This window comes from Bacillus sp. G16, from assembly GCF_021282335.1.
Classification (GTDB): domain Bacteria; phylum Bacillota; class Bacilli; order Bacillales; family Bacillaceae; genus Bacillus; species Bacillus inaquosorum.
Window position 1 is genome coordinate 140,180 of the sequence record NZ_JAJSOZ010000006.1, and the last position, 14,257, is coordinate 154,436.

Annotated in this window: 18 protein-coding genes; 4 read left to right on the forward strand and 14 right to left on the reverse strand. The window is 41.9% G+C overall.

Annotated elements, in window-relative coordinates:
- Positions 1-409 precede the first annotated feature (409 nt).
- Positions 410-1,594, forward strand: a complete 1,185-nt coding sequence (gene alr / locus LWH95_RS09465; RefSeq protein WP_232919479.1) for an alanine racemase — start codon at positions 410-412, stop codon at positions 1,592-1,594.
- Between the two features lie 462 nt (positions 1,595-2,056).
- On the opposite strand, the gene msrB is transcribed toward alr, so the two are convergent.
- Both msrB and msrA read right to left on the reverse strand, forming a co-directional pair.
- The gene (msrB, locus tag LWH95_RS09470; RefSeq protein ID WP_232919409.1) at positions 2,057-2,491 is read right to left on the reverse strand and encodes a peptide-methionine (R)-S-oxide reductase MsrB; all 435 of its coding nucleotides are present in this window, start codon (positions 2,489-2,491) and stop codon (positions 2,057-2,059) included.
- Positions 2,492-3,025: a peptide-methionine (S)-S-oxide reductase MsrA gene (gene msrA, locus LWH95_RS09475; RefSeq protein WP_003241535.1), complete on the reverse strand. Its 534-nt coding sequence runs from the start codon at positions 3,023-3,025 to the stop codon at positions 2,492-2,494. It abuts the gene before it with no gap.
- A gap of 131 nt (positions 3,026-3,156) precedes the next feature.
- On the opposite strand from msrA, the gene LWH95_RS09480 reads away from it, so the two are divergent.
- Complete coding sequence (locus tag LWH95_RS09480; protein ID WP_003241533.1) at positions 3,157-3,582, forward strand: MarR family transcriptional regulator; 426 nt, start codon at positions 3,157-3,159, stop codon at positions 3,580-3,582.
- A 50-nt stretch (positions 3,583-3,632) separates the two neighbouring features.
- Here the strand turns inward: LWH95_RS09480 and LWH95_RS09485 are convergent, their stop codons facing one another.
- The 7 genes from LWH95_RS09485 to ilvA form a co-directional block, all read right to left on the reverse strand.
- A complete protein-coding gene (locus tag LWH95_RS09485; RefSeq protein ID WP_148983105.1) occupies positions 3,633-4,970 on the reverse strand; it encodes an MATE family efflux transporter in 1,338 nt (445 codons plus the stop codon).
- 69 nt (positions 4,971-5,039) lie between these two features.
- A complete protein-coding gene (gene ypmT, locus LWH95_RS09490; RefSeq protein ID WP_003241529.1) occupies positions 5,040-5,234 on the reverse strand; it encodes a protein YpmT in 195 nt (64 codons plus the stop codon).
- A gap of 12 nt (positions 5,235-5,246) precedes the next feature.
- Positions 5,247-5,810 (reverse strand): YpmS family protein, encoded by a 564-nt coding sequence (locus LWH95_RS09495; RefSeq protein ID WP_232919410.1) that lies wholly within the window; start codon positions 5,808-5,810, stop codon positions 5,247-5,249.
- Positions 5,811-5,819: 9 nt separating this feature from the next.
- On the reverse strand, positions 5,820-6,587 hold the full coding sequence (locus LWH95_RS09500; RefSeq protein ID WP_148983103.1) for an SGNH/GDSL hydrolase family protein: 768 nt from the start codon (positions 6,585-6,587) through the stop codon (positions 5,820-5,822).
- Between the two features lie 77 nt (positions 6,588-6,664).
- Positions 6,665-7,246 (reverse strand): cytochrome c oxidase assembly accessory protein ScuA, encoded by a 582-nt coding sequence (scuA, locus tag LWH95_RS09505; protein ID WP_088110732.1) that lies wholly within the window; start codon positions 7,244-7,246, stop codon positions 6,665-6,667.
- Between the two features lie 152 nt (positions 7,247-7,398).
- Positions 7,399-7,650: a YpmP family protein gene (locus tag LWH95_RS09510; RefSeq protein WP_003218212.1), complete on the reverse strand. Its 252-nt coding sequence runs from the start codon at positions 7,648-7,650 to the stop codon at positions 7,399-7,401.
- 86 nt (positions 7,651-7,736) lie between these two features.
- Positions 7,737-9,005, reverse strand: a complete 1,269-nt coding sequence (ilvA, locus tag LWH95_RS09515; protein WP_232919411.1) for a threonine ammonia-lyase IlvA — start codon at positions 9,003-9,005, stop codon at positions 7,737-7,739.
- A gap of 247 nt (positions 9,006-9,252) precedes the next feature.
- Here ilvA and LWH95_RS09520 point away from each other — a divergent pair, with 247 nt between their 5' ends.
- Together LWH95_RS09520 and trhA are read left to right on the forward strand one after the other, a co-directional pair.
- On the forward strand, positions 9,253-10,248 hold the full coding sequence (locus LWH95_RS09520; protein ID WP_060398862.1) for a sigma 54-interacting transcriptional regulator: 996 nt from the start codon (positions 9,253-9,255) through the stop codon (positions 10,246-10,248).
- Between the two features lie 20 nt (positions 10,249-10,268).
- Positions 10,269-10,910 carry a PAQR family membrane homeostasis protein TrhA gene (trhA, locus tag LWH95_RS09525; RefSeq protein ID WP_232919412.1) on the forward strand — a complete coding sequence of 214 codons (642 nt, stop codon included), beginning with the start codon at positions 10,269-10,271 and terminating at the stop codon, positions 10,908-10,910.
- Positions 10,911-10,942: 32 nt separating this feature from the next.
- On the opposite strand, the gene LWH95_RS09530 is transcribed toward trhA, so the two are convergent.
- From LWH95_RS09530 to LWH95_RS09550, 5 genes are all read right to left on the reverse strand, one after another.
- A complete protein-coding gene (locus LWH95_RS09530) occupies positions 10,943-11,563 on the reverse strand; it encodes a lysophospholipid acyltransferase family protein (RefSeq protein ID WP_232919413.1) in 621 nt (206 codons plus the stop codon).
- Positions 11,564-12,070, reverse strand: coding sequence for a dihydrofolate reductase DfrA (gene dfrA / locus LWH95_RS09535; protein WP_004397873.1), 507 nt, complete (start codon positions 12,068-12,070; stop codon positions 11,564-11,566). It abuts the gene before it with no gap.
- Entirely contained in the window at positions 12,067-12,861 is a 795-nt protein-coding gene (locus tag LWH95_RS09540; RefSeq protein WP_232919414.1) for a thymidylate synthase, read from the reverse strand. Before LWH95_RS09540 ends, dfrA begins: the two co-directional genes overlap by 4 nt.
- 83 nt (positions 12,862-12,944) lie before the next feature.
- Positions 12,945-13,478, reverse strand: a complete 534-nt coding sequence (locus LWH95_RS09545; RefSeq protein WP_019258702.1) for a phosphatidylglycerophosphatase A family protein — start codon at positions 13,476-13,478, stop codon at positions 12,945-12,947.
- Between the two features lie 17 nt (positions 13,479-13,495).
- Complete coding sequence (locus tag LWH95_RS09550; RefSeq protein WP_232919415.1) at positions 13,496-14,110, reverse strand: YpjP family protein; 615 nt, start codon at positions 14,108-14,110, stop codon at positions 13,496-13,498.
- Positions 14,111-14,257: the final 147 nt, after the last annotated feature.

Here is a 14,257-nt window from a genome sequence, read left to right on the forward strand (position 1 = left end):
TAACTGTGAGGAAAATGAACCCTTTTTTTATAGTGTTTCTGACTCATAAATCGCTTTTCCTTACGATGTACGTGAAAATCTCTCGTCAGATTTGCTTTTGCGGCGCGAAATAAACCAAATTGAATATTTAGTACATTGTTTATTTAGTTAGAATATTCTCTGTTACGTCTATTTTCATTTTCTATTTAAAAAAGTACTTTGCGACATGATCATTCCCCTAAATTTTTTTATTGGTTGCTTTCATTAACTCGAGCATCTATGAGCACCTTCTCGTAAATCCTGGATTTGCTGTTGAATGATTTCAGTTAAAGTTGAATAAAAATAAAATTGGAATCATCCAACAATTAACATTAAGATTATTGCGGCTAAATGCGGTTTGTACTATTCCATAAGAAGGAAGGAATCGTTGATGACAAAGCTTTGCCGAGAAGTTTGGATCGAAGTCAATCTTGACGCCATAAAAAAAAATTTGCGAGCCATACGCCATCATATACCAAAAAAGAGCAAAATTATGGCTGTCGTAAAAGCGAACGGTTATGGTCATGGGTCTGTAGAAGTAGCGCGCCATGCACTGGAACACGGGGCGAGTGAGCTCGCTGTTGCCAGCGTGGAGGAAGGAATCGTTTTACGAAAAGCAGGGATTACAGCACCTATTCTTGTGCTTGGTTTTACATCCCTTAGTTGTGTGAAAAAGTCAGCAGCTTGGAATATAGAGTTATCCGCATTTCAGGTTGATTGGATTAAAAAAGCTAACGAAATATTGGAAAATGAAGCAAGTACTAACCGATTGGGTATACATATTAATGTGGATACTGGTATGGGCCGATTAGGTGTACGTACAAAAGAAGAACTTTTAGCAGTAGTGAAAGCACTAACAGCAAGTAAATCCCTAAGATGGGCAGGTATTTTTACACATTTCTCAACAGCTGATGAACCAGACACCACACTAACCAAGCTGCAGCACGATAAATTTGTCAGTTTTCTCAGCTTTTTAAAGAAGCAAGGCATTGAGCTGCCCACCGTGCATATGAGCAATACGGCTGCCGCTATCGCTTTCCCTGAATTTAGTGCTGATATGATTCGTTTAGGTATAGGCTTATATGGTTTATATCCTTCAGCATATATAAAAGAACTTAACCTCGTTAGGCTTACACCTGCATTAAGTTTAAAGGCGCGTATCGCTTATGTGAAAACGATGCGAACAGAACCGCGGACCATTAGTTATGGTGCTACATACATCGCGGAGCCTGAGGAAGTAATCGCTACACTCCCGGTCGGCTATGCTGACGGTTATTCCCGTGCACTTTCCAATCGCGGATTTGTTCTTCATCGCGGAAGACGAGTGCCGGTAGTGGGAAGAGTGACAATGGATATGATAATGGTTAGTTTAGGAGAGAGCGGTGAAGGTAAACAAGGAGAGGAAGTCGTGATTTATGGTCAGCAAAGGGGAGCTGAGATTCCCGTAGATGAAGTTGCTGAAATGCTCAACACGATTAACTATGAAGTGGTGTCTACATTAAGCCGCCGCGTCCCTCGTTTTTATATAAGAGATCGCGAGATTTTTAAGGTATCAACTCCAGTATTGTACGTGTAGATGTTCACTTATTTTTATACAAACACGAGGTTGTTCATCTTAAAATCTTCTTTTATGCAAAATCAAGGTTCCTCATCTGAGGGATTTTTCTGATGTATAGAAATCTTCGACAAATTTCTAAATCTCTCCATTGTCATCCAACTTGCCCGACAATTGGACTAGACAGGGAGTTGGATGCTGGTGGAAAGCCAGAAAAGGAAAACTTACAAGGTCAAATTAAAAAACGCGAAATCATTGTTTATACAACAGAACCGTAAACAATTAACATCCCCTCATGAAATTGAATCACTGCCAATCCTATGTGACCCTTCCAGTTCGCAAAGTCAATCTGCCTGGGTATCAATCAGATCAAGCCCCACTTATTACAAAAGACAGAATTGCCCAGATATTGAAGATTTGCATCAAGAAAAAAAGGCATAAAAACAAGCCTGTCTATCCATTAGGCAGGCCTGTTTTTTTGATTTATTTATCAAAGAGATACAGATAGCTTTCGTACCCTTCTTCTTTCAGTTTATCCTTCGGCACAAAACGCAGCGCCGCTGAATTTATGCAGTAACGCAGCCCGCTTGGCCCCGGTCCGTCATTAAATACATGGCCAAGATGAGAATCAGCAGTGCGGCTTCTCACTTCTGTGCGAATCATGCCGTGGCTCGTATCTAGTTTTTCTTCCACTTCTTCTTCTTCAATCGGCTTTGTAAAGCTTGGCCAGCCGCAGTGGGAATCAAATTTATCCTTGGATGTAAACAATGGCTTGCCTGACACAATGTCTACATACATCCCTTCCTCTTTATGATCCCAATATTCATTTTGAAACGGCGGCTCCGTGCCGTTATTTTGCGTCACCTCATATTGCATGCGATTTAGTGACTTCATTTTTTCTTCTTTATTGTACGCCATTTATTTCGCCCCCCAATGCTCGCTGATAAATCCGGCTCGTCCAGAACCTGTCCGGTAGCGCTGATAATGTCCTGGATTCTTTTTATAAAAATGCTGATGGTAGTCTTCCGCTTCATAGAAAGGTTCAGCTTTTAAAATGTCCGTTACAATCGGGTCTTTAAAGACGCCGCTTTCTGCCAGGCGCTGCTTGGAAGCTTCCGCAAGCTCCTTTTGTTTTTCATTATGATAAAAAATGGCTGCACGGTAGGAGGTGCCGCGATCTGCAAACTGGCCGCCGGCATCTGTCGGGTCGATTTGCTGCCAAAATAATTCAAGCAGTTTTTCATAAGGGAACACATCAGGATGAAACGTGATTTGAACCGCTTCACGATGACCTGTCGTTTCACTGCACACCTCTTCATACGTAGGGTTTTCAGTATGGCCGCCTGTATACCCGGACACCACTTTTTCAATTCCCGGCTGTTCGTCAAAAGGTTTAACCATACACCAAAAACAGCCTCCTGCAAATGTGGCGATTTCTTTTTTTTCAGACATACTGGTGCCTCCTTTGTTAATACGTGGTATTATTATATTATAGCATGTAATAATAGAATGAAAATGATTCTGCTTTTCAATAAAATCTATAGGTTTTAAGCAATATGCTTATGTAATGGAGGTTCACAAATTTGAAAGTAAGAACACAGATGATGTACGATATGGAAACTTTACTCCGTAAAGTCTTTAAACAAATACGCAACGAAATCAATGAAATTCTAGATAAAGAGCTGTCACGGAATGAATTTACGATTCTGCGGATCCTCAGTGAACAAGGGCCCAAAAAAGTTACTGAATTTGCGCCTATTTTAGAGGTATCGGCAAGTCACATTACGGCTGTGACTGATGCGCTGGTAGAAAAGGAATGGATTACGAGAATCAGATCGAAGGAAGACAGACGCATCATCCGCATTCATATCACTGAAGCGGGTGAAAAAGTCCTTCAGCATTTCAACGAGAAAAAAACGGAATATTTCTTTAAACGCTTTGACTGCTACAGTGATGCCGAACTTGCCTCATTAATCGAGCTCTTCAGCAAACTTGATAAAAAACGGTGAAAAAAAGCACATACCGCTATATATGGGTATGTGCTTTTCACAACGCTCACTTATTTTGCAGTGAACAGTTTCATTGTTTTCCAGCGGCCGTATCTGTAATACAAAAAAGCCGCACAGCTGCTTAATAAAAAACTCATTCCGATTCCGAGCCCGATTCCTTTCTGTCCAAGCCAAGCTGAAAATAGGGCTGTGAAAGGATATCTCAAAACCCAAAACGATATCAAATTTAAAACCAGCACCTGCAGCATCGCTCCCGCTGCCCTGACGATTCCGTTCAGTACGAAATTAATTCCGATAAAAGGATAGAAAAACGCGATCCAGCGCAAATATTGTTCACCAAACGCGACCGCATCAGGCTCGCTGATAAATAACCTCATGAGGTATTTACCAAATACCCAAAGTATAATTGCAATCACCAGCATGCAAGAAATAACAGCCATCACACCAAGCCTCGCAATGGTTCCCACTCTTTTATAGTTTCCGACTCCGATATTTTGCCCTGCCATACTGTTGACCGCCGTACCGGCAGCCATAGCCGGAAGCGTAATGATGCTGTCGAGCCGCTGCACCGCGCCGAAGCCTGACACAACGTGCTCTCCGTATGAGTTGACAACACTCATAATCGCCATCATGCCGCCTGTAATCACCATCATCTGCAGACCGGCTGGAATCCCGAGTTTTAAAATCAGCGCGGACTCTTCCCATTTGGGCATGCGCGGAATAGAGAACGGCACAAGCTTATGTTTGATGACATAAAACAACCCATACAGAAACGCAATGCCCTGTGACAAAATTGTCGAATAAGCAGCTCCCGCTATTCCCATGCGGAACACAGAAATAAAGAGCGGTGCTAACACTGTATTCAGCACAACGGCAAACGCAATAAACCGGAGAGGTGTTTTGCTGTCGCCAAGCGCCCGAAGCACAGTACTGATAAAGTTATATCCAAACAAAAATAAAATGCCGATAAATTGAATCTGTAAATAGGTCTCAGCAAGCGGAATCATCGACTCCGGCGTTTTTAGAAGACGAAGCAAAAGCTCTGACAGAAAAAAACCGGCCGCGCCGAATCCGATGCTTAGGCCTGTTAATAAAACAACAAATGCGTTAATATACGACGCCATTCCTTTTTCATCATCTTTTCCCTTTTGCTGTGACAAAATCGTTAACGTCGCATTGTTAAGGCCCAAAATAAAAGACAGCACGGTTAATACAATCGTGCTTGATACCGCGGCTGCCCCAAGGGCCTTTGCCCCCAGTAAATTTCCGATCCACAAACTGTCTATAAATTGAAAGGAAACCTGCAATGCGTTTCCGAGCATAATAGGCATTGAAAACAGCACAAGCTGTTTCAGCACGTTCCCCTGTGTAAAATCGTATGCTTTCATTTTTTCTCCTCGTGTTCTCAAATTTTCTTCAGGCGCACGAAAAAAGAGACGTTGTTTCATGTCTCTTTTTCATGATTTATCGGTTTTTTTCCGGTCTCTCATACCGAATGTAAACACCATCACACTTAGGAACAAGGCACAATAGGAAACGTTTAAATACATTTGATCCATATCTTCAGTAGCCAGATGATGATAAGCAAGCCAGCCGAAATACAGGGAAAATATAAAGGATAATAAACTGAAATACTGGTAAATCCGTTTCATTTTCAGTCACCTCTATTGTTTAGGATGGTAATAGGAAAACTCAATTTCATCTTTTTCTAAATTTATTTTATCCGCTTTGACATACATTCCATTCGTTAAAGGCATTTCTGACAGACGCACTTCAATGCTTTTATCGCCGGGATGAACGTGGACAAATGACGGCAATTCGTAAAAGCTGTCCATATAATTTAACACAAAGCTAATCGGTATACTCAATTTCCCTAACGAAAATTTCGTGACATTCAACTCCACATCGCCATTTTTTTTCACAGTCGGTTCAAAAGCGACAAACGCATCAATGGACGTGGAAAAAGCCTTGATTTTCCCTGCGACATGAACATCGTCATCTATCTCTACTTTATAATCAAGCTTGTTTGATGCTTTGTCGTTTAAATATGAGTTGACAAACGCAGCTAATGATTCTTTTGTGCTTGTCACTTGAAATCCATACTCACTCTGAGATGAATCCTTCACCTGAGCTTGTTCTCCCGGTAGCATAACAAGTGTCAAAAACCCAGCGGCGAGAACAATATTGATTGCAAGCAATATAAAAAACAGTCGTTTCCACTTATTCATGATGTCACCCTACTCTTTCGGTAATCCTTCTTTTTTAATGGCTTGATAGACCCGCTTCGCGATAAGGGAATAGCCCGTACCATTAGGATGAAAATCATCTTCCTCAGAAATTCGGCTGCTGTCACTTTTTTGATTGAACAAGTCTTCAATTTGAATGATTTTTGCATGTTTATCTTTTTTCAGCTCTTTTTCAGCAATATGGTTCCAATCAGTGACGACTCCGTTTATTTCATTTAATTCAGATAGCGTGAACGTAAACGGATTATACATGCTGACATAAATCAGCTCAGCGTGATCATTCAGCTCCCGGATTTCAGAAATGATTTTTTCAAAACGCTTTTTATACGGCTTTTCCGCTTCCTGAAACGGTTCAACGGTTAATTGCAGAAAGTTTTGGCGAAGGACTTTCATCAAATCATTACCGCCAATGGTAAAAAAGACATAATCTGCGTCCTTTATGCCTTTTTGAACCTTTTTATCTTTTAGTTTCTCTAACAAATCATCCGAACGGTTCCCTTTCACGGCATAATTCTTTACGTCTACCGTTTTGACTTGTTTATCTGACCGGATAGAATCCGCCACCTTGCCGACGTATCCCTTTCCGTCAGGATCTCCGACACCTTCTGTCAGCGAATCTCCGACAGCCGCAATGACAATGTGCTCTTTCGTTTTCGTTTCATGGGCTTTTTGTTTTCCCTCAGATGCTGTACGTATGCTCGTACAAGCAGTAAGAAGCAAAATCAAACTGGCCATGAGTGAAAAAATGCGCAGCTTCAATCTTGTTGCTCCTTCCCATTCTACTAGTGGAAAGTGTATCATGTTTTAGAAGATTTGCAAATGCCTAGTCTCCTAGCTTACTTGAGTGTACTGGCTGTCTTCACATCCGCGATGATATCATCGTACGGTGTATTTTCCACTCCATTGTAATCTTTCAGCACCTTACCGTTGGGGCCTACCAAATAAAAAGAAGATTGATGAATGACTTGGTCCTCTCCCTCCGGTTTCTTCACAATTGCTTTAAAGCTCTTAAGCGCGAACGCTTCAATGTCACTCTGGCTGTATCCCGTGAGGAAATCCCAGTTATCAAAAGATAATGGATAATTTGCGGCAAATTTCTTCAGCTGTTTTGGCTTATCGTTTTCTGGGTCAACACTAAAGGATACGATGCGGACATCTATATTCTCGGCTTTCAGTTTTTTTTGCAGCTCAGTCATATGAGCGGTCATTGGCGGGCATATAGTTTCACAATTGGTAAAAATAAAATCCGCCAGCCATACTTCTCCTTTTAAACTCTCTAAAGAAACGTTCTTGCCGTCTTGGTTTTGAAATGTAAAAGGCTCCACCTCGTAATTGAGCGGATCTTTAATCTGTTGTCCTCCGCAGGCACACAAAAGTAGAAAAAACAGCCCTGCCGTTAAACCCTTGATAACCTTCATGACTTTCACCCTTTCCAGCCAGCATAAAAACGCTTTCCAAAACAGTCCTTACCTGCTGCGTCCCATATTTGTATTCGATACCGGTCAAAAAAAATCCTGCATGCCTCCCAATGTACAAATACAAAGGGGGACACACAGGTATAAACGCCATATCACGCGTTGTGCTTTAACACCTCTTGATGAAAAACAGCCTGATAATCTGCCCATTTCATCCGGCGCTTCATATAATGTCGGAAAGAATACACTTTTGCCCTGCTGTTTGATGAAAACACTTCTTTTAAGTAGAACTGCAAATGGTGATGTAACATAAAGAAATAGTGCTCATCTTCCTTTAAAACAGGTATTTCTGTCACTTTCACCTGAATCCCATCACTGCGTTTGAACTCTAGGCTTTTGAGTAACAAGCTATCAATCCTCTTTTTTTGTTTTTCTTCTATTATATACAATGCCAGCCAGGCTGTCTGTCATTTTGCGCGGTTGTGTGAAAAAATTAGATCAGCAAATGAAACAAGTCCTCATCCTTATTCACCTCTACATAATGAAACGCTTTTCTATTCATCCGTTCAATCAGCGGTCCATAGTCTGCCTTGTTCTGCAGCTCGATGCCGACAAGAGCAGGCCCGTTGCTTTTATTATTTTTCTTTGTATATTCAAACCTTGTAATGTCATCATTAGGTCCGAGGACTTCGTCAAGAAACTCGCGGAGCGCTCCCGCTCTTTGCGGAAAATTGACGATAAAATAATGCTGAAGTCCCTCAAAAATCAAAGACCGCTCTTTCATTTCCTGCATTCTTCCGATATCGTTATTGCCCCCGCTGACCACACACACTACATTTTTGCCTTTAATTTCATCCTTGTACAAATCAAGCGCGGCAACAGAAAGAGCTCCAGCCGGTTCAGCAACAATCGCACATTCGTTATATAATTCAAGAATGGATGTACATACTTTCCCTTCAGGCACAAGGAGGATGTCATCCACGACCGCTTCCAGCGTCTGGAACGTTTCCTCCCCAATTTTTTTAACAGCTGCTCCATCAACAAATTTATCAATTTTATCAAGTGTGATGACATGCCCGGCTTTGTTTGATTCAAAATAGGATCCCGCACCAGCCGGCTCAACAGCAATTACCTTTGTATCAGGGGACACATTTTTCAAATATGTACCTACCCCTGAGAGAAGGCCGCCGCCTCCGACACTTGCAAACAGAAAATGCGGTTCTGTATCAATGTCGTTTAAAATCTCGACTGCCAGCGTTCCCTGTCCGGCCATTACATCCGGGTCATCGAACGGATGGATAAACGTCCGGGATTCCGCCTCGCAGCACTCAACAGCGCTTTTATACGCATCGTCAAACGTATCACCTGTCAAAATAATATCGATAAATCCTTTTCCGAACAGTTCAACTTGAGACACTTTTTGTCTCGGTGTTGTAGACGGCATAAAAATTTTCCCGTGAATGCCAAGATGTTTACATGAGAACGCCACACCTTGAGCATGGTTTCCGGCACTTGCACACACAACTCCGTTCTCAGTCTGCTCGCTGGAAAGCTGTTTCATTTTATGATAAGCCCCTCTGAGCTTAAAAGATCTGACAACTTGCAAGTCTTCACGTTTCAAATAGATATTGCATTGATATCTCTCAGAAAGTCTGTCATTCCTTTGCAAAGGTGTGTGAATCACAACATCCTTCACGTTTTGATGAGCCTTTAAAATGTCTTTCACTTGGATGAGAGAGTTTTCTTTAAGCAACGGTTTCATGTACAGATTCCTTTCTTGTTTTAAATCCCTATTTAATATGCCATTATAACACGAATATTCAAAAAATAAGACAATTATTTTTATTTAATAATTAAAAAAATACAGACTATATTCACCACATCCTGTTGTAACATCTGCGTCATCAGTATCCTGCTGACCCAAGAAAAAAGATGATCGTAAATAATAGGTGTTTTCAGCCAAAAGACATGATATAATAAAACCAATTAGAACCAAAAGGAGCCAATTGATGAATACCGCACCAACACTCAACACATTTCATAACCTAATCGGAGAACATCAAACATTTTTGGAAGCGAAGAGAATCGCTAAGCAGTTCTCATTATCGGAGCTTCCCGTCCTGATCACAGGAAAAATCGGAACAGGGAAAGATCATTTCGCACAAGCCATACACCAGAGATCTTCGAGAAACAACGAACCTTTTATTAGCGTCAATTGCAGCGCCCACTCGGAAGAAAGCCTTATGCATGAGCTTTTTGGTCCTAACGGAAACTCAGGAGCGTTTCAAAAAACGGCACGAGGAACCCTTTTTATTGATGAAGTATGGCGTATGCCTGCTTCTGTACAAGCTCAGCTGCTAAAAGCGCTTGATTCAGACACGGAAAAACCGCGAATGATCTGTGCTTCCGCAGACGGATGCGCGGAACATACATTCAGACAAGACTTATTTTACAGACTGAATATTTTAACGCTCACACTTCCCGAATTGTCTGAACGAAAAAGCGATATACCGCTTTTGACACAGTATTTTCTCTCAAATTCAGGTCAGCAATTGTTAATTGATCCCTCAGTCTTTCCGATGCTTGAGCAGCACACATTTGAAGGCAATGTCAGAGAATTAAAAAACGCCGCAGATTATATGGCAGCAGTGTCAAGCGGAGGAACAATTCATTCATATGACGTCCCGCCATACATTAGGGGCGCAATAGACGGAAAAGCGTCAAAGAAAAAAGCGAAGCTGCTGACTTTAATGGAAAAAGCGGAGTTTTTGTTTATTTTGGAAACAATAAAAGCGTTAAACGAAAAAGGAGAGCCAGCCAGCAGACGGATCATTTCCGAACACAGCAAAAACACCCAAACGTCGTTAACTCCTCAGCAGGTCAGAAGCCGACTCGACTATTTGGAGAAAAAAGATTATGTCACAAAAAGCCGCGGACGCGCCGGCACTAAAATTACGTTAGAGGGCTTGAGCTTTTTAGAAACGCTGAAAAATCAAATGATCTAGCGATCGAAAGGAGAATGCACTTGTTTACAATCAAAGAAGAGATCGCCAATGCAATTACACATGGCATCGGTGTACTCTTATCCATACCCGCACTAGTGTTTCTGATCATATTTGCAGCTAATTACGGCTCCGCATGGGATATTGTCAGCTTTACGATATTCGGTATCTCTATGCTGCTGCTTTATCTAAGCTCCACACTGCTTCACAGCATCACACATAAAAAAACGAAGGATATTTTGGAGATTATTGACCATAGCGCCATTTACGTTCTGATCGCCGGAACCTATACGCCTTTTTTGCTGGGCCCGCTGAAAGGCACGCTCGGCTTCACCCTGCTGGTTATCGTATGGTCACTCGCCCTAGGCGGAATCGTTTTTAAAATTTTCTTCGTGAAACGCTTTATCCTATTGTCAACCTTAGTGTATTTGATCATGGGGTGGCTGATGATTATCGCGGTTAAACCTTTATATGCTTCGCTGAGCGGAGCGGGATTCAGCCTTCTTTTTCTCGGCGGCATTTTATACTCTGTCGGAACCATCTTTTACATTTGGAAAAAGATCCCCTTCCATCACGCCATTTGGCACAGCTTTGTATTAGGCGGAAGCGCTGCGATGTTCTTCTGCGTGCTGCTTTATTGTGTGAAGGTGCCGTTCATGTCGTAACAGAAAAGCGCAGTCTTAAAGACTGCGCTTTTTTATGCACGTAATTGCTTTTCATTTGCAGGTATATAAGCTTTTGAAAATGACAATTCAATGTCTGCCGGTTTTAAACGTTTAAAAATCGATCCCTTTTGCAGTTCATCTGTCCCTTTCGTTTCCACCATCACCAACGGAAGATGATAGCGGGCCGCAAGTTCAACAGGATCTATAGAACCATCTAATGAAAGAATCAGGCTTTGTCCTTTTTCAAGCTGTTTCGTCACATCTTCATATACCTTTTCTGAACTGCCGTCTGCAATCACATCCATCCGATTAAGCCATTGCCCAATAAAAGGCAAGCGAAATACTTTTGGATTAGCGATAAAGCCGGCCGGTTCCTCAATATATCCAGCAATTAAGGCCAGTTCAGCCAAACGCAAACGGGGATGCACATACAAAACAGGACCGCTCGGTATTGGTTCAAGCTGATGGATCGTCACAACTGAACCGGTGATGCCGATGCAGCCTTCCATAAACGCCTTTGGCTGTTCATAGACAAGAGTCATCTGTTTTTTGTATGACAGACGGGGGTCAAGCATCGTTTGATTAAATAATTGTTTCATATTTTTTAACAGCATATACACAATATAAACTACTAGCAAGCTGTAACGAACCAATTAAAATCCTCCCGCTTCAGAAGAATTCTTTTTTTCATACATTAGAAATTCGTAATCGTACGGGTTTTTTTCGTCCTTGATCCCCTGCTCAGAAGAAACCAGCTTCCAATTGGTTTCATCAAATTCAGGGAAGTGACGGTCACCCTCAAACTCGTGATGAATTTTGGTCATATACAGTCTGTCCGCATAAGGGAACAGCGCTGTATAGAGCTGAGCCCCTCCGATCACAAAGCATTCCTCAGAACCTGAACAAATGTCCAGCACATCCTTTAATGAACTGACAACCGTGCATCCCGGAAATTCTGAAGCCGGCGCTGAAGTGACAACAATATTTTTCCGGTTTGGAAGCGGACGTCCAATGGATTCATATGTTTTTCGGCCCATAATGATTGAATGGCCCGATGTTACTTTTTTAAAGTACGCAAGATCATTGGGTAAATGCCACGGCAAATCATTGTCTTTGCCGATAAGCCTGTTGGCATCCATCGCAAAAATGAACGAAATCATACGCTTACCGCTCCTTTGATATGAGGATGCGGATCATAATCCTCGATGATAAAGTCCTCAAATGCAAAGTTGAAAATAGAATCAATCTCCCTGGCGAAACGAAGCTTCGGAAGCGGGCGAATGTCTCTTGTCAGTTGCAAATTGACTTGTTCAATATGGTTTTGATAAATATGGACATCGCCAAATGTATGAATAAACTCTCCCGGTTCAAGCCCAGTCACATGAGCAATCATCATGGTTAGCAGGGCATAAGAAGTAATGTTAAACGGCACACCGAGGAAAACATCGGCAGAGCGCTGATACAGCTGACAGGACAGCTTGCCGTCAGACACGTAGAATTGGAACAGGCAATGGCACGGCGGCAACGCCATTTTATCAATTTCAGCAACATTCCAGGCACTGACGATTAAGCGTCTGGAATTCGGATTTGTCTTAATATCCTCAATAAGACGGGAAATTTGATCAACGGTTTCCCCGTCAGCTCCCCGCCAAGAACGCCATTGTGAACCGTATACAGGCCCGAGTTCACCGTTTTCATCAGCCCACTCATTCCAGATCCGCACTCCATTTTCCTGCAGATAGCGTACATTGGTATCCCCTTTTAAAAACCAAAGCAATTCATGTGCAATTGATTTAAAGTGGAGTTTTTTAGTGGTCAACATCGGAAAGCCTTCCTGTAAATTAAATCTCATTTGATACCCGAAGGTGCTAATTGTTCCGGTCCCTGTCCGGTCTCCTTTTTTTTCGCCATGCTCTAAAACATACCTGCATAAATCCTTATACTGTTTCATTTTTTTCATCCTTTAAAAGTAGTCTTCTAGTAGTGTAACACAATAAAAAATCATTTCTGAACCCAGAAATGATTTTTTTATAGTCAGCTGACGACAGGCTTTTCATCCTGTTCTTTTTCTTCATCTTGCAGATCCTGATGCGTATGGGCAATCCTGCTCGCCGCTGCTGCCGCAAGTGCTGCCACAATATCATCCAAAAAGGTATGGATACCGTCTGGACTTTCATCAAGTTCCTTAATAATTCCAATCTTCTCTTTATCTAGATAACCGAAGTTAGTCAAACCGATCGACCCGTACACATTGACGATTGAAAGCGGGATAATTTCATCTATGCCGTAAAGCGGTTCATCCGTTTCAACAAGGTGCTGCAGCGGTTCAGGAAGCAATTTCTGCTCAGCAAGCTGATCAAGCGCAAGTCCTGTTAATACAGCATGAATAATTTCACGTTTGTTCAGCACTTTTTCTACATTTTCCATACAAACACTGAGCGGCAGATTTGGATTATATTTTTCCTGAAGCTTTTGAACAATCTGGGCAATATCTTCTATCATAACGCCCCGTTTGTTCAGCATATCTTTTGTTATATCGACCATTTCATTCATTGTGTACTTTTTCATGTCTAATGGCATCTCCTTTACGCACTCATCCAGTTGGGAGGCGTGTTGCGGTCCCAGTAAATGCTCCCAAGCTCATGATGTGATTGAAATCCATCTTCTGCTGTATGATAGTGAAAATTAAACCAGTAGCCGTCATGAGGCGGGTGGTCTCTGCGCACATGGAATCTGAGGAGATCTTCTCCAGTCGTCCGATTGTAAACGTTGAAAATTTTTTCCGTTTTGCCTGCTGAAGGCTTGCTCGAGATCACAACATCCTGATATGCCTCATCATCTTGCAATGTCGCTAAAAAATCGCTAATCACATTTTCGATTTTCGGCAGGATCTCATTCCGATAGTCATCCTCAATGACAGAAGCGATTTTGCTGCCGAATTTCAAAAAGGATTGATCCTCAGCGCTGTCAAGGAGCTGTTCCTTGTACGATTGAAAAAGCAGTTCAGGATCTCGCCTGTCTTCCGACTCATAATCATCATACAGGTCATGCTCATCATAAAAAGCGGTGTAATCATTCTGCTCAAGACTGCTCGGCTGTCCGGAGGGCTTGTCCGCCATAAGAGCAGCCGGAGGAGATACGAGCCCGAACGTTACGATGGTAAATAAAACCACAAGGGTCTTTCTCATCCACAATTTCATGACTGCTTATTCCTCTCTATTTTATTGTCATGTTTCTCTTATTTTAGCACACCCGAAACATGCAAGTCATGTACTATATGAAACTGATATGGAAATTAGGAGATTCGTTGCTTTGCCGCATATGTAAAAACGCTTACAATATACTAT